22 protein-coding genes are annotated in these 23009 nt (G+C 72.2%); 6 read left to right on the top strand and 16 right to left on the bottom strand.

Annotation, left to right across the window (positions count from 1 at the left end; all coding sequences use genetic code 11):
* Window positions 1-51 precede the first annotated feature (51 nt).
* Window positions 52-801 (top strand): acetoacetate decarboxylase family protein, encoded by a 750-nt coding sequence (locus tag ATL41_RS07705; protein ID WP_098457958.1) that lies wholly within the window; start codon window positions 52-54, stop codon window positions 799-801.
* An 18-nt stretch (window positions 802-819) separates the two neighbouring features.
* Here the strand turns inward: ATL41_RS07705 and ATL41_RS07710 are convergent, their stop codons facing one another.
* The 4 genes from ATL41_RS07710 to ATL41_RS07725 form a co-directional block, all read right to left on the bottom strand.
* The gene (locus tag ATL41_RS07710; RefSeq protein WP_098457959.1) at window positions 820-1869 is read right to left on the bottom strand and encodes a tocopherol cyclase family protein; all 1050 of its coding nucleotides are present in this window, start codon (window positions 1867-1869) and stop codon (window positions 820-822) included.
* 440 nt (window positions 1870-2309) lie between these two features.
* The gene (locus ATL41_RS07715; RefSeq protein ID WP_098457960.1) at window positions 2310-2876 is read right to left on the bottom strand and encodes a protein-L-isoaspartate O-methyltransferase family protein; all 567 of its coding nucleotides are present in this window, start codon (window positions 2874-2876) and stop codon (window positions 2310-2312) included.
* A 39-nt stretch (window positions 2877-2915) separates the two neighbouring features.
* Window positions 2916-4433 (bottom strand): amino acid permease, encoded by a 1518-nt coding sequence (locus ATL41_RS07720; RefSeq protein WP_098457961.1) that lies wholly within the window; start codon window positions 4431-4433, stop codon window positions 2916-2918.
* 81 nt (window positions 4434-4514) lie between these two features.
* Entirely contained in the window at window positions 4515-6098 is a 1584-nt protein-coding gene (locus tag ATL41_RS07725; protein ID WP_098457962.1) for a methyl-accepting chemotaxis protein, read from the bottom strand.
* A 254-nt stretch (window positions 6099-6352) separates the two neighbouring features.
* Between ATL41_RS07725 and ATL41_RS07730 the strand changes: the two genes are divergently transcribed.
* The 3 genes from ATL41_RS07730 to ATL41_RS07740 all read left to right on the top strand — a co-directional run bounded on the left by ATL41_RS07730 (window position 6353) and on the right by ATL41_RS07740 (window position 9244).
* Window positions 6353-7921, top strand: a complete 1569-nt coding sequence (locus ATL41_RS07730; protein ID WP_219810373.1) for an SLC13 family permease — start codon at window positions 6353-6355, stop codon at window positions 7919-7921.
* A 56-nt stretch (window positions 7922-7977) separates the two neighbouring features.
* A complete protein-coding gene (locus ATL41_RS07735) occupies window positions 7978-8583 on the top strand; it encodes a thymidine kinase (protein WP_098457963.1) in 606 nt (201 codons plus the stop codon).
* 88 nt (window positions 8584-8671) lie between these two features.
* Window positions 8672-9244 carry a DNA-3-methyladenine glycosylase I gene (locus tag ATL41_RS07740; protein ID WP_098457964.1) on the top strand — a complete coding sequence of 191 codons (573 nt, stop codon included), beginning with the start codon at window positions 8672-8674 and terminating at the stop codon, window positions 9242-9244.
* Between the two features lie 13 nt (window positions 9245-9257).
* On the opposite strand, the gene ATL41_RS07745 is transcribed toward ATL41_RS07740, so the two are convergent.
* The gene (locus ATL41_RS07745; RefSeq protein WP_245854685.1) at window positions 9258-10100 is read right to left on the bottom strand and encodes an AAC(3) family N-acetyltransferase; all 843 of its coding nucleotides are present in this window, start codon (window positions 10098-10100) and stop codon (window positions 9258-9260) included.
* A gap of 81 nt (window positions 10101-10181) precedes the next feature.
* Between ATL41_RS07745 and ATL41_RS07750 the strand changes: the two genes are divergently transcribed.
* Window positions 10182-10703 carry a methyltransferase family protein gene (locus tag ATL41_RS07750; RefSeq protein WP_098457965.1) on the top strand — a complete coding sequence of 174 codons (522 nt, stop codon included), beginning with the start codon at window positions 10182-10184 and terminating at the stop codon, window positions 10701-10703.
* Between the two features lie 120 nt (window positions 10704-10823).
* Here ATL41_RS07750 and ATL41_RS07755 read toward each other — a convergent pair whose 3' ends face one another.
* Both ATL41_RS07755 and ATL41_RS07760 read right to left on the bottom strand, forming a co-directional pair.
* A complete protein-coding gene (locus ATL41_RS07755; RefSeq protein ID WP_098457966.1) occupies window positions 10824-11537 on the bottom strand; it encodes an ABC transporter permease in 714 nt (237 codons plus the stop codon).
* Window positions 11534-12262: an ABC transporter ATP-binding protein gene (locus ATL41_RS07760; protein WP_245854686.1), complete on the bottom strand. Its 729-nt coding sequence runs from the start codon at window positions 12260-12262 to the stop codon at window positions 11534-11536. Before ATL41_RS07760 ends, ATL41_RS07755 begins: the two co-directional genes overlap by 4 nt.
* A gap of 77 nt (window positions 12263-12339) precedes the next feature.
* Between ATL41_RS07760 and ATL41_RS07765 the strand changes: the two genes are divergently transcribed.
* Window positions 12340-13017, top strand: a complete 678-nt coding sequence (locus tag ATL41_RS07765) for a Crp/Fnr family transcriptional regulator (protein ID WP_098457967.1) — start codon at window positions 12340-12342, stop codon at window positions 13015-13017.
* A gap of 46 nt (window positions 13018-13063) precedes the next feature.
* On the opposite strand, the gene ATL41_RS07770 is transcribed toward ATL41_RS07765, so the two are convergent.
* The 9 genes from ATL41_RS07770 to ATL41_RS07810 form a co-directional block, all read right to left on the bottom strand.
* Window positions 13064-14215, bottom strand: a complete 1152-nt coding sequence (locus ATL41_RS07770; protein WP_425432684.1) for a Fic family protein — start codon at window positions 14213-14215, stop codon at window positions 13064-13066.
* A 300-nt stretch (window positions 14216-14515) separates the two neighbouring features.
* Window positions 14516-14743, bottom strand: a complete 228-nt coding sequence (locus ATL41_RS07775; protein ID WP_098457969.1) for a heavy-metal-associated domain-containing protein — start codon at window positions 14741-14743, stop codon at window positions 14516-14518.
* Between the two features lie 53 nt (window positions 14744-14796).
* Window positions 14797-16707 (bottom strand): heavy metal translocating P-type ATPase, encoded by a 1911-nt coding sequence (locus ATL41_RS07780; protein ID WP_098457970.1) that lies wholly within the window; start codon window positions 16705-16707, stop codon window positions 14797-14799.
* Between the two features lie 121 nt (window positions 16708-16828).
* Complete coding sequence (locus ATL41_RS07785) at window positions 16829-17764, bottom strand: ROK family protein (RefSeq protein WP_098457971.1); 936 nt, start codon at window positions 17762-17764, stop codon at window positions 16829-16831.
* Entirely contained in the window at window positions 17761-18540 is a 780-nt protein-coding gene (gene nagB / locus ATL41_RS07790; RefSeq protein ID WP_098457972.1) for a glucosamine-6-phosphate deaminase, read from the bottom strand. The genes ATL41_RS07785 and nagB overlap by 4 nt, the downstream gene beginning before the upstream one ends.
* 27 nt (window positions 18541-18567) lie before the next feature.
* Window positions 18568-19383, bottom strand: a complete 816-nt coding sequence (locus ATL41_RS07795; protein WP_098457973.1) for a carbohydrate ABC transporter permease — start codon at window positions 19381-19383, stop codon at window positions 18568-18570.
* Between the two features lies 1 nt (window position 19384).
* The gene (locus ATL41_RS07800) at window positions 19385-20353 is read right to left on the bottom strand and encodes a carbohydrate ABC transporter permease (RefSeq protein ID WP_098457974.1); all 969 of its coding nucleotides are present in this window, start codon (window positions 20351-20353) and stop codon (window positions 19385-19387) included.
* 64 nt (window positions 20354-20417) lie between these two features.
* Window positions 20418-21692: an extracellular solute-binding protein gene (locus ATL41_RS07805; protein ID WP_098457975.1), complete on the bottom strand. Its 1275-nt coding sequence runs from the start codon at window positions 21690-21692 to the stop codon at window positions 20418-20420.
* Between the two features lie 74 nt (window positions 21693-21766).
* Window positions 21767-22924 carry an ROK family protein gene (locus tag ATL41_RS07810; RefSeq protein ID WP_098457976.1) on the bottom strand — a complete coding sequence of 386 codons (1158 nt, stop codon included), beginning with the start codon at window positions 22922-22924 and terminating at the stop codon, window positions 21767-21769.
* Window positions 22925-23009 lie beyond the last annotated feature (85 nt).

The following is a 23009-nucleotide window of genomic DNA, read 5'->3' on the forward strand; positions in this document are numbered from 1 at the left end:
CAACGTCCGGCGAGGCTTCACCCGCCTGACGACGTGCGGCAGCATGGACGCATGAGCGACGCCGCCTACCCGCCCGAGCCGTGGTTCCTCGCCGGGCGGATGCTCGTCTCGGCGTTCCTCGTCGCGCCCGCCGAGCTCCCGGGCCTCGACGCGGCGCTGCCCGACGGGCACCGTCCCGTGCTCGTGCGTGGCCGCGCCGTCGTCGGCGTCGCGTCGGTGACGTACGAGGACGGCGGGATGCTCGCGTACGACGAGCTGCTCGTCGGCGTGCTGACCCGCGCCGGCCGAGCGCTGCGCGTGACGGTCCCCCAGATCTGGGTGTCGACCGAGGCGTCCGCGGCCGGCGGCCGCGAGCTGTGGGCGATCCCCAAGGACATCGCGACCTTCACGCCCGACGACGGCGCGCTCCTCGGCCAGGTCGCCCGCCCGGGTAGCAGCGCGGCGGGGAAGAGTCGCGCGGCGCGCGACGACGCTCGCGGACGGAACTCCGCCGTCGGCACCCAGGTGCGTCTGCCCGACGGCGCCCCGCTCCTCCGTGTCGCCTCGCGCGTCGGCGCGAAGCTCTTCCCCGGCCTGCGGCTCACGCTCACGACGGCGCAGCGCACGCTCGCCGACCAGGGAGAGCCGGGCGTCGGCTCGATCACCTCGCGCAACAGCGTGCTCGCAGACCTGCGCCGCGCGCGGGTGCGCTGGGACGTCGCGCGGACGGGTCCGCTCGCGTGGCTCGCGGGCCGTCGCCCGCTCGTGTCGCTCGCGCTGTCCGACGCCGTCATCGCCTTCGGCCGCCACGTCACCCGCTGAGGGCGCAAGCGCGCGGCCCTACCCGTCCCGTCCGGCCGCCTCGCGCCGCGCGAGCTCGGCCGCCGCCCTGTCGAGGCCGCCGTGCTCGAGACCGGCGATGTTCGACGTCGCCTGCCACACCGTCCGTCCGCTGCGCCGGACGCGGACGCGCATGCGCCCGCCGAGGTGCTCGATCGCGCCGGGCACGTTGCGCCGTTCGGCGGGCAGCGGGACGGGCAGGACGTGGGCGTCGTCGAGCGGCGCGTCGGCGCGGACCTCGACCTCCCAACGCCCGGACCGGCCGTGCAGCAGCCACTCCTCGTCGGTGACGCGCGCCCGCACGGGCGACGTGCCGGGGTTGCCCAGCCGGAGCAGCGTGCCGTCGGGCAGCAGCACGACGAGCCCCGTCACCTCGGTGCGCAACGGGCCCGCGTGAACCTGACCGCCGGCGAAGGCGACGCACGCGTCGGAGCCGTCGTCGAACGCCTGCGCCTGCCCCCACCACCACGACTCGGGGAACCCGCCGCGCCCCCAGTTCTTCTCGGCGTAGACGGTCGCGCCGTCGAGGTTCCACGTCTCGCCGCCGACGACGGCCGTCCCCTTCGCCGTCCCGCCCAGCAGCCAGGGGTGCCAGTACTGGTTGAGGCCGGGGACGGTCTGGAAGACGCTCGACCCCCCGAAGCGGGCGCGCGGCCACGGCCGCGGCGCGAGGATCGTCGCGTCGATGCGCGCCTCGGGGGAGAGGTGGACGTGCAGCTCGTCCTCCGAGCCGCGGAAGGCGTCTCCGGCGATGACGCCGAGGCCGTGCGGGTCGGCCGCGCCGGTCGGGTGCTCGGCCTGGTACAGCGTGCCGCCGGGGTAGGCGGCGAGGCCGAGCGTCGCCCAGTGCTGGTCGGACGGCCCGAAGACCGCGGACGCGCTCGACCTGTCGCGCGGGAGCGGCCCGGCGCGGTTCACGCCCGCGAGCGCGATGAGTGCGCGCCCGTCGAGCAGCGTGAACCGCCAGAAGTAGCCCTCCATCGCGACGCCGTGCGCCGCGAGAAGGTTGCCGAACGGTCGGTCTGCCCCAGATTCCCGATACCACCCCATGCAGGGACGCTACGGCCGACGACGCACGACGGCGACCGGTGGCTCGGCCTCGACCGGGCGGACCGCACAGCCCTGGCCGCGCGGCACGCGACCCGACGCCGAGTCCGTCGGTTCCGGCACGAGTCCGTCAGTCGCAGCTGACGGACTCAAGCCGGGACTGACGGACTCGCGCATGCCCCGCCACGCGGGTCCGGGGCGATTCGGCACCCGACGACGCACGACGGCGACCGGGCGGACCTCGCGGCCTCGGCGGGCAGGCCCCGCGACCTCGGCCGCGAGCACCCGCGACCCGACGCCGAGTCCGTCCGTTCCCGCACGAGTCCGTCAGTCGCCGCTGACGGACTCAAGCCGGGACTGACGGACTCGCGCAAACCCCGCCACGCGGGCGGCGGCGCGCCGGAGGAGGCCTGGGCCCGGCGGTCTCAGCGGCCCGCACGCCCTCACTCCTCCCGGAGCGGGACGAACGTGTAGGCGCCGCTCTGCTCGATGCGCAAACCGTCGCCCTCCCGGTCGACGACGGTCATGCGGCCGCGCACGGGGATGACCATGCGGCCGTCGTCGGCGAGCTGCGCGACGAGCGTCTCGGGGACGTCGAGCGCTTCGGCGGAGACGAGGATGCGGTCGTACGGGCCGTCGTCGGGCCACCCGAGGCGCCGCGGCACGGCCTGCTCGACGCGCGGGGCGAGGTCCCCGAGGAATGCGGTGAGGTTGCGGCGCGCGAAGCTCACGAGCGCGGGGTCGAGCTCGACTCCGACGACGGTGCCGCCGGGCGTGACGAGGTGGTCGAGGAGGGCGGCGGTCCAGCCGGATCCGGAGCCGACGTCGAGCACCGCGTGCCCGGGCCGCGCGTCGAGGAGGCGGAGCGTCTCGGCGACCGTGCTCGGCTGCGAGCACGTCGCGCCGTGGCCGATGCCGAGCGGGACGTCGAGCCCGGCGCGCTCACGCTGCGTCGGCGGCAGGAACTCCTGTCGCGCGACGGCGCGCATCGCCTCTGCTACCCGGTCCATCGCCTGTACGGCGGTCGTGCCGGACGTCTCCCCCGACCTTCATCCGGTCGTGCCGCCTACCTCCTCCTCCGACTCGATCTGGGCACCCCGACCCACGAGGCTGTGCCTGCGGGAGTACGTGAAGTAGATGACGAAGCCCGCCGCGAGCCAGACGCCGAAGCGCAGCCAGGTGATCGTCGTCAGGTTGGTCATGAGCCACAGGCACGCGACGCCGGACACGATCGGCAGCAGCGGCGACCATGGCACGCGGAACCCGCGCGCGAGGTCGGGCCGCTGCTTGCGCAGCAGCGGCACGGCGAAGCTCACGAGGACGAACGCGGAGAGCGTGCCGATGTTGATCATGTCCGCGAGCGCGGACACGTCGGTGAGTGCGGCGACGAGCGCGACGACGACGCCGGCCCCGATCTGCAGCCGCGCGGGCGTGCGGTGGACGGGGTGCGTCACGGACAGTGCGCGGGGGAGCAGGCCGTCGCGGCTCATCGAGAAGACGATCCGGGTGAGGCCGAGCAGGAGCACCATGATGACGGACGTGAGCCCGACGAGGATGCCCATCGAGATGACCTTGCCGGCCCAGTCGGCGCCGACCAGCACGAACGCCGAGGTGAGCGACGGGTCGTCGACCTGGGCGAGCTCGGCGTAGGAGACCATGCCGGTGACGACGATCGTCACGAGGACGTAGAGCACGGTGACGACACCGAGGCCGCCGAGGATGCCGCGCGGCAGGTTACGCTGCGGGTCGCGTGTCTCCTCGGCGGTGGTCGCGACGACGTCGAACCCGATGAACGCGAAGAACACGAGGGCCGCGCCGGACAGGACGCCGACGACGCCGTACATCGACGGCTCGAGGCCGGTGAGCCAGGCGAACAGCGGCTGGTGCAGGCCGGACGCGCTCTCGGCGGGCTCGGCCGGCGGGATGAACGGCGAGAAGTTCTCGGCCTTGACGTAGAAGAAGCCGACGACGATCACGAAGAGCGTGATGGACACCTTGATGATCGTGAACACGGAGTTCACGCGGGTGCTCATCTTGGTGCCGAGGACGAGCAGCGTCGTGAACACCGCGACGATGAGTGCGGGTCCCCAGTCGAAGGCGACCGGGCCGAGCTGCAGCTCCATGGGGATGTCGACGCCGAAGAGCTCGAACGCGTCGCCGAGGTAGATGCCCCAGAACTTCGCGATGACGGCGGCGGCGAGGAGCATCTCGAGGATGAGGTCCCAGCCGATGATCCACGCGACGACCTCGCCCATGGTCGCGTAGGAGTAGGTGTAGGCGGAGCCGGCGATGGGCAGGGTCGAGGCGAACTCGGCGTAGCACATCATCGCGAGGCCGCACACGACCGAGGCGATGAGGAACGAGATGATGACGCCCGGTCCGGCGTGGTTCGCGGCCGCCTCGGCGCCGACGGAGAAGATGCCGGCACCGACCGCGACGGCGACGCCGAGGACGGCGAGGTCCCACGCGCTGAGGTCGCGCCTCAGGGACCGCTTCGGGTCCTCGCTCGTCGCGATCGCTGCTTCGATGGACTTGCGCCGTCCGCTGCCCTCAGCCGTCGTGGCCATCCCTGCTCCCACCAGTAGTTCCTGTCCTCCGAGACTGCCCCCGTCGCTGGTGGGACGCCAGCGGGGCACGCCGAGCGGCCGCTACCGGCTGAAGGAGGCGAGCACCGTCTGCAGGTACTGGGACGCGTCGACGAGCTCGTGGGCGGCGTCGCGGACGGACACGATCTCCTCGGCGGTCGCCCGGGAGGCGGCCTCGACGTCGCGCAGCGAGCTGGCGATCGTGCGGCCACCGTCGGCGACGAGCTCGACCGAGCGGGCCATCTCGTTGGTCGTCGAGGTCTGCTCCTCGACGGCCCCAGCGATGGACACCTGGTAGTCGTTGATGCGCGTGACGACGTCGGTGATGTGCGCGATCTCGGACGTCGCACGGTCGACGGTCGCCTGGATCTCCTCGACCTGCTCGGTGATGCCGCCGGTCGCGGTCGCGGTCTCCTGCGCGAGGTCCTTGACCTCGCTCGCGACGACGGCGAACCCGCGCCCGGCCTCGCCGGCGCGTGCGGCCTCGATCGTCGCGTTGAGCGCGAGGAGGTTGGTCTGCGCGGCGATCGCGGAGATGACCTTGACGACGCTGCTGATCTGCGCGGACGCCTCGCCGAGGGCGACGACGGTCTTCGACGTCGCGTCGGCGGCGTTGACGGCCTCGGTCGCGATCTGCGCGGCGGCGTTCGCGTTCTGGGCGATCTCGGAGATCGAGGCGCCCATCTGGTGGGTGCCGGCGGCGACGGTCTCGATGCCGGACGCGACCTCGGTCGCGGAGCCGGCGAGGTCGACGGTCTGCTCGGTCGCGTTCGCCGTGGCGGTCGCGATGCCGTCGCCGGTCGCGAGGAGCTTGCGGGCCGACGCGTCGAGGCGGGCGGCGACCTGCGCGACCTCGTCCGCGACGGACTGCGACCGGTCGAGGGTCGCGTTGAGGGACACGGCGAGCTGCTCGAGCTCGGTGCGGCCGCGGCCCTCGTCGAGGCGGATGCTGAGGTCACCGGTGCCGAGGACCTGCGCGGCGCGGCGGATGGGCGTGACGATCGAGCGTGCGATGACGATGCACACGGCGACGGTCACGGCGAGCACGACGAGGGTGGCGAGGGCGAGGCGCGCGGCGTCGCCGAGGGCGACCTGCTGCACGTCGTCGACGTAGACGCCCGAGCCGATGATCCAGCCCCACGGCTCGTAGCCGACGACGTACGACACCTTGGGCTGCGGCGCCTCGTAGCCCGGCTTGGGCCACTGGTAGTCGACGAACCCCGCTCCGTCGGCCTTGACGACGTTCACCATCTCGACGAACAGGAGCTTGCCGTCCGGGTCGGCGTTCTGGCTGAGGTCGGTGCCGTCCATCTCGGGCTTGATGGGATGCATGACCATGGCGGGCGCCATGTCGTTGATCCAGAAGTACTCCTCGCCCGCGTAGCGCATGTCCCGCACGGCGGAGATCGCTGCGGCCTGCGCAGCCTCACGGCTCATGGCTCCGCTCGTCTCCTGCGCGCCGAAGTAGGCGAGTACGCCGGCGGCGGACTCGACGACGGCGCGGGTCGCGTCCTGACGCTCGGTCATGACGCGGTCGCGGACGAGGAGGCTCGCGATGACGGTGAGCGCACCCATGCCGAGCGCTGCGAGGACCACGATCGCGACGAGTCGCGTCATGATCGAGGTCGAGCCGAGTCGTGCGGTCATCGGGTGCTCCTGGGGCGGCGCGGGGTGGATGGTGCCGGGCTGTGCGGTGCTGCTGGTGCGGGCACTCATCGGTCAGGCGAGGGGCCCGGTGAGGCGACCAGGACAAGACCATCCACAGGCTGAGGCGATAACACCCCCGGTTGCGGCGGGTAATGCTCCGCATGGCAACCCGTTGGTCCTACGGAGCCGCGGAATTCCGCCACTAGCGTGGCTGCCAGGACCTTTCCGGGCCGAGCGACGAGGAGGCCCCGACCATGACGGCGACCGCACCGGACGACACGGACGGTCGCCGTGTCCGGGCGAGCCTCAGGAGGGTCGTCGTGATCCCGCCGCGCGGCTTCCGCCGCATGCTCGACTCGATCCGCTGCCACCTGAGCCGTTCCCGGCTCGGCCTCGCCCTCGGGCCCGCGTTCGCCGTCGTCGTCTACACCCTCATGCCCGACGTCGTCCCTCCCGCGGGTGCGGACGTCACCTCGCCGCGGGCCGCGGCGCTCACGGCGGCCGTCGTCGTCCTCATGGGCGTGTGGTGGATGACCGAGGCGGTACCGCTCGCGGTGACCGCGCTCCTGCCCGTCGTGCTGTTCCCCGCCCTCGGCGGCGTCGACGTGTCCGCCGTGACGGCTCCGTACGCGAGCAAGGTCGTCTTCCTGTTCCTCGGCGGGTTCGTGCTCGCCGCCGCGATGCAACGCTGGCGCTTGCACCTGCGCGTCGCGCTCATGGTCATCAAGGTGTTCGGGACGCGGCCCTCGCGGCTCGTGCTCGGGTTCATGGTCGCGACAGCGCTGCTGAGCATGTGGGTCTCCAACACCGCGACCGCCGTCATGATGATCCCCATCGGGGCGTCGGTCCTCACGATGCTCGACCGCGCCCGCGGCTACGCGGACGCGCGCTTGTCGGCGTCGCTCATGCTCGGCATCGCGTACGCCGCGACGATCGGGTCGTTCGGCACGATCATCGGCAGCCCGCCCAACGCGCTGCTCGTCGGCTACCTCGAGCAGACGCACGGCGTGACGATCAGCTTCGCGCAGTGGATGGCGGTCGGGCTGCCGCTGTCCGTCGTCTTCCTCGCGCTCGCGTGGCTCGTGCTGACCCAGGTCGTGTTCCGCAGCAAGCACGGCCCGCTGCCCGGCGAGGACGACCTGGTGCGGGACAAGCTCGCCGCGCTCGGCCCGATGAGCCACCCCGAGCGGCGCGTGCTCGTCGTCTTCCTCCTGACGGCCAGCTCGTGGATCGCACTGCCGACGCTGTGGCCCGGGACGCCGGTGACCGACGAGGTCGTCGCGATCATCGCGGCTGTCGTGCTGTTCCTCCTGCCCGCCGGCGCGGTCGGGGGTGGTCGGCTCCTCGAGTGGCCGGACACGTCGGAGCTGCCGTGGGGCATCCTCCTGCTCTTCGGCGGCGGCCTCGCCCTCGCGAGCCGCATCACGGGCTCCGGTCTCGCTGCGTGGGTGGGCCAGCGGGCGCACTCGCTCGCGGACCTGCCGCCGATCCTGCTCGTGGTCGTCGTCGTCGCGATCACGCTCGCGATGACCGAGTTCATGTCCAACACGGCCGCCGCCGCGACGCTGCTGCCGATCATGGGCGGCGTCGCGATCGCCGTCGGCGTCTCGCCGCTGCTCATGACCATGCCTGTCGCGCTCGCCGCGGCGTGCACGTTCATGATGCCCGCGGCCACCCCGCCGAACGCGATCGCGTACTCGTCGGGCTACGTGACGGTCCCGCAGCTCGTGAAGGCCGGGGCGCCGCTGAGCGCGTCGAGCCTCGTACTCATCCCCGCGACCGTCTACCTCATGGGCGGGCTCGTCTTCGGTCTGGCGTTCTGACGGCGCGCGCCCACGACTGGCGTCCGCCAGGGCTGCCGGATGGGAGAATTCCCGTCATGGCGAAGCTCTACTTCCGGTACGGGGCGATGAACTCCGGCAAGTCGACGTCCCTGCTGCAGGCGGCGCACAACTACGAGGAACGGGACCACCAGATCCTGCTCGCCAAGCCGGGCATCGACACGAAGGCGGGGCGCAAGATCCACTCGCGCCTCGGCGTCGACCGGTCGGTCGACTACGTGCTCGGAGCCGACGACGACGCCTACCTCACCCTGCAGACGCACCGCGAGCGCGTGCAGCGCGAGACGGGCCGCGACGTGTCCTGCCTGCTGATCGACGAGGCGCAGTTCCTCACGCCGCGCCAGGTCGACGACCTGCTGCGCGTCGCCGTCCTCGATGGCATCCCGGTGATCTGCTACGGCATCCGCACGGACTTCCGCACGGCGGCGTTCCCGGGTTCGCAGCGCCTCCTGGAGATCGCGCACAGCCTCGAGGAGCTCAAGACGATCTGCCGCTGCGGCCGCAAGGCGATCTTCAACTCGCGGCGCATCGACGGCAAGGCCGTGTTCGCCGGCGACCAGGTCGCGATCGACGGCGCCGAGGTCACCTACGAGTCGCTGTGCGCGGCCTGCTACCTGCGCGAGTCGGGCGGCGTGCTCGCCTGAGCTGCCCACAGGCGCGGGGCGCGCGGCCGTGTCCACGGGCCGCGGTGCGGCCCTGCCGCGTGTCGGGAGGTTGCGGCACAGTGGGCGCATGACGACGACGATCCAGGCTGCACGCTGCTTCGGTGACGGGGACCCGCTGTACGAGGCGTATCACGACGACGAGTGGGGCGTGGCGGTGCACGGCGAGGCCGCGTTGCTCGAGCGCCTCGCGCTCGAGGCGTTCCAGTCAGGGCTGTCGTGGATCACGGTGCTGCGCAAGCGTCCTGCATTCCGCGAGGTCTTCAGCGACTTCGACCCGGAGACGGTCGCGGGCTTCGAGGAGGACGACGTCGAGCGGCTGCTGCTCGACGCCCGCATCATCCGGAACCGCGCCAAGATCGAGGCGACGATCGCCAACGCCCGCGCCGTCGTCACGCTCTACGACGCCGGGGAGACCCTGGACGAGCTGATCTGGTCGTTCGCGCCGCCCGCGCGCGAGCGTCGCCTCGCGAACCTCGCCGAGATCCCGGGCAAGACGCCCGAGTCGGTCGCCCTCGCCAAGGAGCTCAAGCGCCGGGGCTTCCGCTTCATCGGCCCGACGACCGCCTACGCGGCGATGCAGGCGTGCGGGCTCGTCGACGACCACGTCGCGACCTGCCCGGTCGCGGCCCGCACGACCTGACCAGCGCTTCCCGTCAGAGAACGGCGCCGCCGCGGGCGCGGGCGAGCCACGGTGTCGCGAACGCGACGAGCTCGCGGACGGGGACGAGCACGGCGTGCGCGTTGCCGACGAGCGCCGTCTCGACGAGCTCAGGGTGGGCCTCGCAGAACGCGTCGCCACACTCACCGAAGTCCTCGTCCTCCGGCCACAGCTCGCGCCACGTCTCCCACACGCGCTCGCCGTCGCGCAGCACGGGGCCGCCCTGCGCCACGTGGTGGCGGGTCGGCCAGGTGATGCGGTTCTCCGCGAGATGCAGTGCCGTGCACTTGTCGAAGCCGACGCCCAGGAGCAGGACGTACCCGCCGACGTCGTGCAGCGCGCGCATCGGCGATCGCTCGCCCGCCGCGTCATCGAGGTCGTGGGTCGCCGTGATGCGCTCCGCGTTGGGGCCCAGCGCCGCGACCGAACGGTGCGGGTGCGCCGAGCGCAGCACGCCGGGCCACGTGCGGAACAGCTCGGCAACCGCACCCATCGTGCGGGTCGGCGTCCGCGCCGGGTCGTACGCCGGGAGGCTGTCGCGCACCGCGGGGTACCACTCCTCCGGCACGTCGGGCAGGCGCAGGAACGCGGGGTCGCACAGCTGCCACGACTGCGCAGGCATCACGACCGTGCCCTCAGGTCCGACGGCGTCGACCACGCCCTGCACGACCGCCGCCTCACCGCCGACGACGTAGCCGAGCCGCGAGAGCGACGTATGGACCATGACGGTGCGGCCACGCACCCCGAGCTCCGACAGCACGGTCGCGAGACCGGTGGCGGTGACGGGGACAGGTGCGTGACGATGGCGGACAGACACGCCGCCGGACTGGTGCTCCACGTCCGCCAACGTATCTGCGATGTCAGCGGACCGCGCGTTCACGTAGGTCCCCCACCGGGTCGCACACCAGGAGGAAGCGCCATGAACACGACCAACATCACCAAAGACCTCGGTGTCACCGACGGCCGCGTGCCGCCCGTCGTGCTCGCGGGCGCAGCGTGGCTCGCCCAGTCCGTAGTCTCGCGCAAGCGCGGCGGAGCGCTCGCGCGCACCGCTGGGGCCGCGCTCGGCGTCGCGTCGCTCACGCTCGCCGGTGCGTCCGCCGCGGACTTCGCCCGACGCCGCACGACCGTCGACCCGCGCGTCCCCGACGCGTCGACCCTCGTGACGTCCGGCGTCAACGCCGTAACCCGCAACCCCATGTACGTCGGACTGGTCGGCGTCCTCGTCGCGCGCGCGGTCGCACGACGGTCCGTCCTCGCGCTCGCCCCCGCGGCCGCCGTCGCGTACCTCCTGCACACCCGGCAGATCCCCGCCGAGGAGGAGGCGCTCGCCGAGAAGTTCGGCACCGAGTACGCGGACTACCTGACGGACGTCCCGCGCTGGCTCGACAGCCGCTCGGTCGAGGCCGTGCGCACCCTCGTCGAGGAACGGCTCGGCTGAGCCGGTCGGTAGCCGAGCGCGGACGAGCCTTGCGGCCCGCGGAGCCGACCACGGGAGCGCGCCCAAGCGTCGCGGCGCCGGCCTCAGGGCGCGCCGGGTCGCACCAGCGCGCCGCCGTGCTCAGGGCGTGCGGCGCCGCAATGTCGCCGCACCGAGCAGCAGCAGCGCAACGATGAACCCCACCACGATCGTGAGCGGCATCAGCACGTCGGGCGACTCGTGACGGGTCACCTCCGTCATCGCGTCGACGACGTAGGAGAGCGGCATCACGTCGGACGCGAGCTCGAGGGCACGCGGCATCTCGTCGCGCGGCACGAGCAGCCCACACAGCAGAAACTGCGGCAGGATCACCGCGGGCATGAACTGCACGGCCTGGAACTCGGTGCTCGCGAACGCCGACACGAACAGCCCGAAGGACATCCCCAGGAGCGCCGCGAGGACCGCGACGAGCACCATGAGCGGCCACGGCCCCTGCGGGTCGAGGCCGAGCGGCCCCATCATGAGCGCCGACGCGAGCAGCGCCTGCACGGTCGCGACCAAGCCGAATGCGATCCCGTACCCGAGCACGAAGGACGCCTTCGGCAGCGGCAGCGTCAACAGCCGCTCGAGCGTACCCGTGGAACGCTCCCGCAGCGTCGCGACCGACGTGATGAGAAACATGATGATCACGGGAAACATGCCGAGCAGCGACCCGCCGATCTGCTGGAACACCGGCCCGCCGTCGTACACCCACCACAGGAGCGTGAGCAGCACGCACGGCACGACCGCGATCAGGGCGAGGGTGCGCGGGTCGTGGCGCAGCTGCGCGAGCACCCGGCGTGCTGTGGCGATCATGGGCGCTCCCTGCGGACCAAGGTGAGGAAGGCGCCGTCGGCGTTCGACGCGCCCGTGGTGGCGAGCAGCTCGGGGAGGGTCGAGTCGGCGATCACTGCGCCGTCGCGCAGCAGGACGAGCCGGTCGCAGCGCTCCGCCTCGTCCATGACGTGGCTCGACACGAGCAGCGTCACGCCGTCTGCGGCGAGGCCGGCGAACAGGCCCCACAGCGACTCGCGCAGGACCGGGTCGAGCCCGACGGTCGGCTCGTCGAGGACGAGCAGCTCGGGCGCGCCGAGCAGCGCGGTCGCGAGCGACACGCGCGACATCTGCCCGCCGGACAGACGCCCGACGAGGGCGCGCTGGTGACTGCCGAGGTCGACGCGTTCGACGACGGCGGCGACCTGCCCCTCGAGCGCGCGGCCGCGCAGGCCGAGCGTCCGGCCGAAGTACCGCAGGTTCTCGAGGACCGTGAGGTCGAGGTAGACGCTCGGCGCCTGCGTCACGTACGCGACCCTCGACCGCAGCCCGGGACTGCCCGCCGGCTCGCCGAGCACCGTGACGTCGCCCGACTCGACGAGCTGGACGCCGAGGATCGCCCGCATGAGCGTCGTCTTGCCCGCGCCAGACGGGCCGAGCAGGCCCGTCACGGTGCCGCTCGCGATCGACAGCCGCAGGCCGTCGAGGACCGTGCGCGGGCCGCGACGGACCGTCAGTCCGTCGATCGTGATCGCCGGGATGCTCACGGAGCCGACGCTATTCCTCAGGCTTGCCGCGGCGCACGCGACACGACGCACACTGGACGGCGGCCTAGGCTCGAGGCATGTCGCAGTTGCCGGTGTGCGTGTCGCGGGTGCCGATCTTCGCCGGGCTCACGCCCGTGGAGCAGCGCGAGGTGCACGACGTCGCGCGGCCGCGTCGTCTGCCCGACGGCGAGACCGTGTACGTCGAGGGTGACCGTGTCGCGAGCCTCTTGGTGGTGAACTCGGGCCGGCTGCGCCTGACCCGTTCGTCGCCCGACGGCGGCGAGCACCTCTTGCGCGTGCTCGACGCGGGTGACTTCATCGGTGTCGAGTCATTCCTCACGGGCGCGACGCCCGGGCACACGGCGACCGCGATGGGCGCGACCGTGCTGTGCGAGTTCCGGCACGCCGACCTGCAGCCGCTCCTCGACGCGCACCCCGGCGTCGGGGTCGCGATGCTCGCGACCCTCGCCACGCAGCTCTCCCGCACGGAGGAGCGGCTCACCGCGCAGACGCTCGCGCCCGTCGAGCGGCGCCTCGTCGGCTACCTGCTCGACCTGCCCGCCCAGCCCCACGCCGAGGGCCTGCTGATCGAGCTGCCGCTCAGCAAGAAGGACATCGCGTCCTACCTCGGGACCACGCCGGAGTCGTTGTCCCGGTCGCTGCGCGCCCTCGCCGACGCGGGGCTCGTCGAGTCGCGCGGCAAGCGCGAGCTCCTGGTGCGCGACGCCGCAGCGTTGGACGACCTGGTCCGCTAGCTCAGGGCCGGGTCTCTTCTCTTGCGTCGTCGCAGGTCAGCCGCGGCTACTCGCGCCGCAGGCCCTCGGCGTAGGTGTCGAGCACAGCGACGATGCCCGCGTGCTGCCACACCCGGTTGCGGCGCAAGCCGGTGCGCTCGACAAGGACGCCCGCCGACACGAGCTGGTCGAGCGCGCGGTGCGCGCCAACCTGGTTCATGCCGACGTGGTCCTGCAAGAAGCGAACGTTGACGACTGGCTGCGCGACGAGCGCCGGCAAGACCTTCCAGGCGCCGGCGTTGCTGCGCAGTCGCATCTGCTTCAACGCCGCGCGCGCATCATCGAGCTGGGCGGCCAGATCGTCGACGAGCCGGGTTCCCGAGCTCGCCGCGAACAGGGACGCTCGCGCAAACTGCTCGACGATCGGCGCCGCGTCACCGCGTCGGTACGCCTGCAACGCGTCCGTGTACGCGCGGGTGTCCGTCAGCAGGCCAGCAGAGACGGGCGCCGTCGTGCTGACCACCAGGCCCTTCGAGCGCAGCAGGGCGTGGACGATCGCGCGCCCCGTGCGGCCGTTGCCGTCAACAAAGGGGTGGATCGTCTCGAATTGCGCGTGAGCGATCGCCGCCTGAACCAGGACCGGCAGGTCGTCGCGACCCATGAACGCCACAAGATCCTCGATCGCACCAGGGACGCGCTCGTGATGCGGCGCGACGTGCGCGGCTCCCCGCGGCGACACCGCGCTCGTGCCGACCCACACCAGCTGATCGCGGAAGCGCCCTGCGTGCTGCTGGGCGTCGCGCTGAGCGGTGAGCAGGACGCGATGCATCTCAAGGATCGCCGCGGCGTCCAGGTGGTCAGCCAGCCGCAACGCAGCCTCCATCGCAGAGACGTTCGCCGCCACGACACGCGCATTGCCCGAGGTCGACTCCTCGATCTGTGCCATCGCGAGCTGGCGCGCCGAGACCGTCAGGTTCTCGATCTGCGACGACGACGTCGACTCCGTCCGCAGCAAGATCGTGCTCATCGGCCCCAGAGTCGGACTGTCCGGGCCCAGAGCAGAGGCGGCGTACCTGTCGAACGACGCCAGAGCCGCAGCAGCCTCCTCGATGTCGGTAGCAAGGTCAGCAGGGATGCTCAGCCGCAGGTCAGCGATCGCCGGGGTGATCGTCCGCTCGTAAGAGCCAGACGCAGCCGCCATCTGTCGCCGGGACGTCATCCCGTCCGCCTCTGCGACCCAGTAGTCCTCCTCACGGCCTGTCGCCGGTACCGGGAGCGCGTCATCGATCCCCGTGCTCGCGGCGTTCTCGTCTGCTGTATGCATGATTCAACCCTACATACAGTTAGCGGCTATGTGTATGTAAGGGCTACGGTCTCCATACGTCTGTGGACGTGATCGTTCCGCGTCCACCCCGCGGCCTCGCGTCGGCCCAGAGCTCTATCTCGGGGGCGAGACGCGCGAGAGCGCCCGCCTCGTGGCGGGCGCTCTCGGCTCTTGGGGGCAGATTGTGCGGAGCGCTCAGGCGGGCGTCGCGGTGTACCCGGCCTTCGCGACGGCGGCGACGAGGTCGTCGACGCTCGCACGCTCGGCGTCGTGCTCGATCTCGATGCGGGCGGACGCGAAGTGGACGGTCACGGAGTCGACGCCGTCGAGCCGGCCGACCTGCTTCTCGATCTTGGCGACGCACGACGGGCAACTGAAGCCCTGGGCGCGCAGCGTGGTGCGGGTGGTGGTGCGGGTGCTCATGGTGAGCTCCTCTCTTGGGGGTCTGTCCCGGTGTCCGGGCTTCTGGTTGCACACTACGAACGGGCGTCGGCGAGGTCCTTGACGTGCGTCAACCGGGCGGCGCGGGCCTCGCGGGGGCGGCGCAGGAGCCGCACCGCGTTGGCGATGACGATGAGGACGGACGCTTCGTGGACGAGCATCCCGACGGCCATCGTGACGCCGCCGACGAGCACGCCCGCGAGCAGGGTCGCGACTGTCACGAGCGCGACCACGATGTTCTGGCGCATGGTCCGCACGGTGCGGCGGGCGAGGGAGACGGCCTGCGGGATCATCAGCAGGTCGTCGCGCATGAGGGCGATGTCGGCCGTCTCGAGGGCGACGCCGGTTCCGGCGCCCATCGCGATGCCGACGTCCGCGGTGGCGAGGGCGGGGGCGTCGTTGACGCCGTCGCCGACCATCGCGACGACGTACCCGTCGCGCTGCAGCGCGGCGACCGCTTCGAGCTTGCCCTCGGGCAACAGGCCGGCGCGCACCTCGTTGATGCCGACCTGCGCTGCGACGGCGTCGGCGACGCGCTGCTGGTCGCCGGTGAGCATGACGACGTTGCGCACGCCTGCAGTGTGCAGACGGCGCACCATCTCGGCCGCGTCGGCGCGGACGCGGTCCGCGACGCCGACGACCCCGAGGACGACGCCGTCGCGCGCCACGACCATGGGCGTGCGGCCGGCGGCGGCAAGCTCGTCGACGACGAGGTGGGCGGCCGCGCCGTCCACCCCCTCGGCAGCGAGCAGGGCGAGGTTGCCGACGACGATGCGGGCGCCGTCGACCGTGGCGACGATGCCCTTACCGGGGACCGGTTCGGTGCTGCTCGGCAGCCCCGGAACAGCGAGGCCGGCGCGGCGCGCCGCGTCGAGGACGGCGCGGGCGAGCGGGTGCTCGGACCCGGCCTCGGCGCGGGCGGCGACCGCGAGCACCTCGTCCTGCGTCACGCCGGGGGCGAGCGCGACGACGTCGGTCAGCGACGGACGCCCCTCGGTCAGGGTGCCGGTCTTGTCGAGTGCGACCGCAGAGATGCGTGCCGACGTCTCGAGGTGCTCACCGCCCTTGATGAGCACGCCGTCCCGCGCGCCGCGGCCGATGCCCGCGACGATCGACACGGGGATCGAGATGACGAGCGCGCCCGGGCAGCCGATGACGAGCAGCGTCAGCGCGAGCACCACGTCGCCGGTGAGCAGCCCGACGACGACCGCCAGGACGATCGTGCCGGGCGTGTACCAGGCCGCGAACCGGTCCATGAACGCCTGCGTGCGAGCCTTGGCGTCCTGCGCCTCCTCGACGCGGTGGATGATGCGCGCGAGGGTCGTGTCCGAGCCGACGCCCGTCGCGCGGACCTGCAGGAACCCGCTGACCGCGACGGTGCCGGCGAACACCTGGTCGCCGTCGGCCTTCTCGACGGGCATGGACTCGCCCGTGATCGAAGCCTCGTCGAGCGCACCGGACCCGCCGACGACCACGCCGTCGACGGGGACCTTCGCGCCGTTCTTCACCAGGACGGTCTCGCCCGTGCGGACGTCCCGCGTCGGGACCTCCTCCTGCTCGCCGTCGCGCAGGACGACCGCGACGTCGGGTGCGAGCGCGACGAGCTCAGCGAGCGCGGAGCGCGTCCGGTCGAGCGTCGCCGTCTCGAGCGCATGCCCGACGGCGAACAGGAACGTCACCGCGGCGGCCTCCCAGTAGTTGCCGACCAGGACGGCACCGATCGCCGCGACCGAGACGAGCAGGTCGATACTCACGACCCGCACGAGCGCAGCGCGCACCGCCTTGACGACGACGGGTGCGCCCGCGACGACGGCCGCCGCGACCATGAGCACGTCCCCGACGGTCGCACCCCCGAACCGCTGCGCCACGAACGACGCGAGCACCAGCAGCCCCGACACCCCGGGAACCGTCCACCGGTTCCGCGTCCACGTGCTGACAGTCGTCATGTCGGGTCCTCGCCTTCGCTCACGGGCCGCGAGCGCGGCCTCGCCCCGAGGCTAGGGACGACGGCGTGGCGCCACCTTGACGTGCGTCAACGCCAGGGGCTGCTGCGGCGCCGAGACCCGGTCAACCGAGCGTCGCGAGCGCCGCGCCCACGACTCCTGCGCGCGGCCCGAGGCCCGCGGTGACGATGTCGGGGACGACGGCGACGCGCGCCCGGGCGAGGAGCCGTTCGCGCAGCGGCGCGACGAGCGCGTCGCCTGCGAGGGACAGGCCGCCGCCGAGGACGATGCGTTCGGTGCCGAGGAGGGTGATGGCGCCGAGGAGTGCGTGGGCGAGGGCGTCGAGCGCGTCGTCCCACACGGCGTCGGCGGCAGGGTCGGTGCCGAGGGCAGCGACGACGTCGCGCGACGTCACGTCGTCGCGGCCGGTCGCGGCGGCGTAGGCCCGGCCGATCGCGCGTGCGGACGCGTACACCTCGAGGCAGCCGGTCTGCCCGCACGGGCAGGGCAGCCCGGGCTCGCGGACGGGGACGTGCCCGAGCTCGCCCGCGTGGTGCCCGCCCGTGACGGGCATGCCCGCGACGGTCAGGGTCGCGGCGATGCCGGTGCCGATGAAGACGGCGAGGAGGTCGCGCACGCCGCGGCCCGCGCCGAGGGTGCGTTCGGCGAGGCCGGCGCACGCGACGTCGTGGTGGACCCGGACGGGCACGCCGAGGCGTGCCGAGAGCTCGGCGGCGACGGGGACGTCGCGCCAGCCGAGGTTCCCGGCGAGGTGCACGGCGCCTGCGGCGGTGTCGACGACGCCCGGTACCGCGACGCCGACCGCGCCGACGGAGACGCGGTGCGACGTCGCGGAGTCGAGGAGGGCCTTGCAGACGCGTTCGATCTCGTCGAGGATCGCGTCGCCGTCGGGCTCCGCGCCTCCGCGCGGGGTGTCCGCGAGCACGCGCTCGAGGACCTCGAGGTCGACGACCTCTCCGGCGTCCCGCGCGGGGCGGAGCAGCTCGCCGCGGATGCTCGTGCCGCCGACGTCGAGGGCGACGAGCGCGTCGGTGCTCACAGCCCCTGCCACGCGGGCTTGTGGGCGTACACCTCGCGGTAGCGCTCGGCCCCGGTGAGGCGGCTCGCGGCCGCCTCGTCCAGCAGGACCGTGACATGGCGGTGCAGCTGCGCGACCGACGCGGGGCACGACGCGCTCACCGGCCCTTCCGCCATCGCCGCGACCGCTGCGGCCTTCGCCTCGCCCGTAGCGACGAGGAGCAGGTGCTTCGCGTCGCTGATCGTGCCCAGGCCTTGCGTGAGGGCCCAGCGCGGCACGTCGTCGATCGAGTCGAAGAAGCGCGCGTTGTCCTGCCGCGTGCGGTCGGTGAGCGTGACGATGCGCGTGCGCGACGCGAGCGACGAGCCCGGCTCGTTGAACGCGAGGTGACCGTTCGCGCCGATCCCCAGGATCTGCACGTCGACGCCGCCCGCGGCGGCGATCGCCTCCTCGTACGCAGCCGACGCCGCGGGGGTGTCCTCCGCGGCGCCGTCGGGCGAGTGCACCGCGGCGTCGGGCATGTCGAGGTGCTCGGTCAGCTCACGCCGGATCGTGCGGGCGTACGACTGCTCGTGGCCGGCGGGCAGCCCGACGTACTCGTCGAGCAGGAACGCCTGCACGTGCTCGAAGGACAGTCCTGCACGGTGCCGGGCGATCAGCTCGCGGTACACGGGCAGCGGCGACGAGCCGGTCGCGAGGCCGAGCACCGGCGCGGGCGACGTGCGCACGAGCCTCTCGACGACGTCGGCTCCGAGCCGTCCGATCTCTGCCGCGGACGGCAGGATCACGATCTCCATGGAAGGTACCTCTCTGGGATTGCGGTGTCAGCCCTTGACAGCGCCGGCGACAAGGCCGGACGTCATCTTGTTCTGCACGATGATGAAGAAGACCATGACCGGCACCGCGACGAGCACCGCGCCTGCCATGACGCCGGGCCAGTCGATCGCCGCGTTCGACGACGTCGTCAGGCCGCGCAACCACAGCGGCACCGTCCGGTTCGACGGGCTCATGACGACGGTCGCGAGCGTGAACTCGTTCCACGCCTGCAGGAACGCGTACACGCCGCACGCGACGAGCCCGGGAGCGAGCAGCGGGAACGTCACGACGAAGAAGGCGCGCGTGCGCGAGCAGCCGTCGATCATCGCGGCGTGCTCAAGGTCGACGGGGATGCCCTCGACGAACCCGCGCAGCATCCACACGGTGAACGGCAGCACGGCCGCGACGTAGAGGAGCGACAGGCCGAGGATCGAGTTCAGCAGGTGCCAGCCCTCGAGCATCTTGTACTGGGAGATGAACAGGCCCTCGGCGGGGATCATCTGCACGATCAGCACGGTGAGGACGAGCGCCTTGCGGCCGCGGAAGCGGAACCGGGATACCGCGATCGCGGTGAGGAACGCGAGGATCAGCGCGACGACGACGGTGATGAGCGTGACCGTCACCGACAGGCGCATCGACGCGAGGAACGAGTCGTCGAACACGCGCCCGTACGCCGAGGCGTCACCGCCGAACGGCCAGAACACCGGGTCCTTGCTGCGCACCTGGGTCGAGTCGAGGAACGACGAGCTCACCATCCAGTAGACGGGGAACACCCAGACGAGCGCGACGACCAGCCCGAGGGCGTTGGAGACCTTGCGTGACATGTCAGTCCTCCTTCGCCAGCTTGCGGACGTAGCCGATGGTCAGCACGAGCGTGAGCACGAGCATGAAGATCGCGACGGCGGAGGCCATGCCGTAGCTCGACTGGCCGATGCCGAGGTTGTAGATGTGCGTGCCGAGCAGGTCCGTCTGCGACCGCAGGCCGCCCGCACCCTGGAGGTAGTAGATCTGCGCGAACACGCGCAGGTCCCACACGACCTGCAGCAGGGAGACGACGTAGACGACCGGCATGATCGTCGGCACCGTGATGTGGCGGAACCGCTGCCAGGCGCCGGCGCCGTCGAGCTGCGCGGCCTCGAGCTGCTCCGAGGAGACCTGCGTGAGGGCCGCGTACAGGGAGAACGCGACGAACGGCACGCTCATCCACACGACGATGACGGTCGCGACGAAGAAGAACGACATGGGCTCGAGGAGCCACGAGTGCTGCGCGTACTGGCCGAAGCCGAGCTTGACGAGCAGCCAGTTGATGACGCCGTACTGCGTGTCGAACAGCCACTGCCACACCGTCATCGACGCGATGACGGGCATCGCCCACGCGAGCAGGAGCACCGACTGGACGACGATCCGCACCCACGTCGACAGCTTCGTCTTGAGCACCGCGACGGCCATGCCGAGGATCATCGTCACGGCCGCGTTGACCGCGCAGAACACGAGCGAGCGGATGATGACCGCCCACGTCGCGTCGTCGGTCAAGAGGGTCTTGTAGTTCTCGAGGCCGACCCACTCGGGCTCCGCACCGAACTGCTGGGCCAGGCCGAACTCCTGGAACGACATGACGAGCTGGCGGACGAGCGGGTAGCCGAGCGCGACGGCGAGCGTCACGACGACGGGCAGGACGAGCAGGTACGGGGCTACCGCCCGCAGCCGTCGCGAGGTCTTCGAGCTCGGGGGCCGCTTCGCGTCCCGACGCCTGCGCGACGGCGGCGCGGGCGGTGCGACGAGGAGGTCGCTCATGGTGGGTCTCCTTGCAGGGCGGGGTGCCGGTCCGGGGGGAAAGACCGGCACCCCGCAGCCGCGACTAGTTCAGGACCTTGTTGAGGGTCGCGTCGGTCTCCGCCGCGAGCGCGGCGATGTCGCCGCCCTGCGCGATCTTCCCGAAGAACTCCTCCATGACCCGGGACTGCTCCACGGACGCCCAGCCGGCCGAGGCAGGCGTGAGCTTGGCGGTCGCGGACGCCGCGATCGCAGCCTGCGCGAACTCGTCGTCGCCCATGAGGCTCGTGAACGAGTCACGCACCGGGCCCATGCCGTTCTCGGCGAGGACCTTCTGGTAGCCGTCGGAGTAGACGACCTTGAGAAGCTCGAACGCGAGGTCCTGGTTCTTCGACGCCTTCGAGATGCCCATGTTCGAGCCGCCCGCGAAGACGGGGGCGGTGCCGCCGTCGACACCCGGGAGGGCGAACGCGCCGAGGTTCTCGGCGAGGTCCTCGGTCACCGACCAGCGCGCCCAGCTCGGGGCCATGAACATCGCGGTGTCACCGTTGTTGAACGGCGTCCACGCCTCGGCGTCCTCGCCGTCCTTCGGTGCGTGCGTCGCGTTCTCGAACAGGTCCTTGACCTGCGCGAGGGCCTTCTGGCTCTCGGGCGAGGAGAGCTTGCCGACCCACTTTCCGCCTTCGTTGACGGCGATGTCGCCGCCGTTGGCGAAGAGCCACGAGATGCCGTTGCGCCAGTCCTGGCCGGGCAGCCAGAAGCCGCTCTTCTCGTCGGTCGTGAGCTTCTTCGCGGCGTCGCCGAAGTCGGCGAGGGTCTTCGGGACCTCGATGCCGGCGTCCTTGAACGCGCTCTTGTCGTAGAAGACGTAGCGCGAGCCCCAGTAGTAGGGCACGGCGTAGACCTTGCCGTCGACGCTGCCGGCGTCGACGAAGCCCTGCGGGACGATCGTGTCGCCGCCCGCGAGCTCGTCGAGCTTGTCGGTCAGGTCGGAGAAGGCGCCGACGGTCGTGAACGTCGGTGCCTGCGTGTTGCCGATCTCGACGACGTCGGGCGTCTGGTCGGGGTTGGACAGCGCGGTCGACAGGCGCGGCAGCAGCTCGCCCCAGCCGATGAACTCGATGTTGAGGGTCGCGCCGGTCGCGGCCGCGAACTCCTTCTTGAGGTACTCGGGCAGCGCGGGAGCGACGTCCTTCTCCTGGTCCGCGAGCCAGAGCGTGATGCTGCGGTCCTCTGCGGGAGCGGAGGCGGTGTCGGACGGGGCGGCCGCCGTCGGGTCCGTCGTGGACCCGTCAGTGGAGCAGCCGGTGAGCGCAAGCGCTGCGGCGGCGCCGAGCAACGCGATCTTGCGGATCTTCATTGATCTTCCTTCCGGTTCGGCCGCGTGCGGCCTGGGGCTGTCGTGAAGGTCGTGCGAGGGGGTGGGCTTTGGCTTCAGGCGAGGCCCAGCTCGCCGTCGAGGACGAGCGCGGCGGCGCCGGTGAGGACGCCGTCGTGCCCGAGGGCGGACATGCGGACGTGCACCTCGTCCTCGCCGAAGGGGCGGGTGTGCGCGACGAGGGTGCTGGCGGTCGACTCGCGCAGGGCGCCGTCGACGAGGTCTTCGGGCCCGGACAGGACGACGTCGTGCAGGCCGAGGGCCTGGACGACGGGGGCGAGGACGAGCCCGAGACGACGGCCTGCGGCGGCGAGCGCCTCGCTCGCCCCGGCGGGCGTGAGGTCGGCGATCTCCGCGCGCAGGCGGGGGACGGCGAGGAACGACTCGAGGCAGCCGCGGCGGCCGCACGAGCACTCCGGGCCGTCCGGGTCGACGGTCACGTGACCGATCTCGCCCGCGGTCCCGAGGGGGCCGCGCAGGAGGTGACCGTCGAGGAGGATGCCGGCGCCGAGGCCGCGGCCAATCTCGACGAAGAGGAGCCCCGCGCCGCCGGTGCGACCGGTCGAGTCCTCGGCGAGGGCGGCGGTGTCAGCGTCGTTGGCGACGTGGACGGCGATGCCGAGCGCGTCGGCCAGGCGGTCGCGCAGGGGCAGGCGCGACCACCTGAGGTTGGGGGCGTTGCGGACGACGCCCTCGGCGTCGACCACGCCGGGGGTGCCGACGCCGAGCCCGAGGACGGTGCCGGGCGCGTCCGCGAGGAGGCGGCGGGCGAGCTCGATCGTGCGGTCGACGGCGTCCTCGCCGCGGTCCTCGCCGAGCTCGAGGTCGTGCTGGACGACGATCGTGCCGGCGAGGTCGACGACGGCGCCGCGCAGGGCGTGCTCGCCGGAGAGGTCGAGGCTCGCGACGTAGGCGCCGGTGGGGTTAATGCCGACGAGGGTGGCGGGCTTGCCCATGCGGGTGCCGGGGCGGGGCCCGAGGTCGACGAGGAGGTCGTCCTCGAGGAGCCCGGCGACGACGTCGGACATCGTCACGCGGGTGAGGCCGGTGAGGCGGGCGAGGTCGGCGCGGGACAGCGGTCCGTGGTCCGCGAGGTTCTGCAGGACGAGCGCGCGGTGGTGCAGGCGTGCGTCGCCCGGGAGGATCTTCGCGGCTGGCGCGGCGATGCGGGTGGTCCCGCGGCGGGCGTCGGTGAGGGGTGTCGTCCTGGCCATGTAGTTAGTACAGTTTACTTACTTAGTTCGGTCAAGAGGTCTCGCTCCCCGCGACCAAATCGTGACCTTCGAGAACATCGCCCCT

It is taken from the genome of Flavimobilis soli (genome assembly GCF_002564025.1).
Lineage (GTDB): Bacteria > Actinomycetota > Actinomycetes > Actinomycetales > Cellulomonadaceae > Flavimobilis > Flavimobilis soli.

Coding starts and splice junctions, on each gene's coding strand:
- ATL41_RS07705 (WP_098457958.1), top strand. CDS start 52: ATGAGCGACGCCGCCTACCCGCCCGAGCCGTGGTTCCTCGCCGGGCGG.
- ATL41_RS07710 (WP_098457959.1), bottom strand. CDS start 1,869: ATGGGGTGGTATCGGGAATCTGGGGCAGACCGACCGTTCGGCAACCTT.
- ATL41_RS07715 (WP_098457960.1), bottom strand. CDS start 2,876: ATGGACCGGGTAGCAGAGGCGATGCGCGCCGTCGCGCGACAGGAGTTC.
- ATL41_RS07720 (WP_098457961.1), bottom strand. CDS start 4,433: ATGGCCACGACGGCTGAGGGCAGCGGACGGCGCAAGTCCATCGAAGCA.
- ATL41_RS07725 (WP_098457962.1), bottom strand. CDS start 6,098: ATGACCGCACGACTCGGCTCGACCTCGATCATGACGCGACTCGTCGCG.
- ATL41_RS07730 (WP_219810373.1), top strand. CDS start 6,353: ATGACGGCGACCGCACCGGACGACACGGACGGTCGCCGTGTCCGGGCG.
- ATL41_RS07735 (WP_098457963.1), top strand. CDS start 7,978: ATGGCGAAGCTCTACTTCCGGTACGGGGCGATGAACTCCGGCAAGTCG.
- ATL41_RS07740 (WP_098457964.1), top strand. CDS start 8,672: ATGACGACGACGATCCAGGCTGCACGCTGCTTCGGTGACGGGGACCCG.
- ATL41_RS07750 (WP_098457965.1), top strand. CDS start 10,182: ATGAACACGACCAACATCACCAAAGACCTCGGTGTCACCGACGGCCGC.
- ATL41_RS07755 (WP_098457966.1), bottom strand. CDS start 11,537: ATGATCGCCACAGCACGCCGGGTGCTCGCGCAGCTGCGCCACGACCCG.
- ATL41_RS07765 (WP_098457967.1), top strand. CDS start 12,340: ATGTCGCAGTTGCCGGTGTGCGTGTCGCGGGTGCCGATCTTCGCCGGG.
- ATL41_RS07770 (WP_425432684.1), bottom strand. CDS start 14,215: ATGACGTCCCGGCGACAGATGGCGGCTGCGTCTGGCTCTTACGAGCGG.
- ATL41_RS07775 (WP_098457969.1), bottom strand. CDS start 14,743: ATGAGCACCCGCACCACCACCCGCACCACGCTGCGCGCCCAGGGCTTC.
- ATL41_RS07780 (WP_098457970.1), bottom strand. CDS start 16,707: ATGACGACTGTCAGCACGTGGACGCGGAACCGGTGGACGGTTCCCGGG.
- nagB (WP_098457972.1), bottom strand. CDS start 18,540: ATGGAGATCGTGATCCTGCCGTCCGCGGCAGAGATCGGACGGCTCGGA.
- ATL41_RS07795 (WP_098457973.1), bottom strand. CDS start 19,383: ATGTCACGCAAGGTCTCCAACGCCCTCGGGCTGGTCGTCGCGCTCGTC.
- ATL41_RS07800 (WP_098457974.1), bottom strand. CDS start 20,353: ATGAGCGACCTCCTCGTCGCACCGCCCGCGCCGCCGTCGCGCAGGCGT.
- ATL41_RS07805 (WP_098457975.1), bottom strand. CDS start 21,692: ATGAAGATCCGCAAGATCGCGTTGCTCGGCGCCGCCGCAGCGCTTGCG.
- ATL41_RS07810 (WP_098457976.1), bottom strand. CDS start 22,924: ATGGCCAGGACGACACCCCTCACCGACGCCCGCCGCGGGACCACCCGC.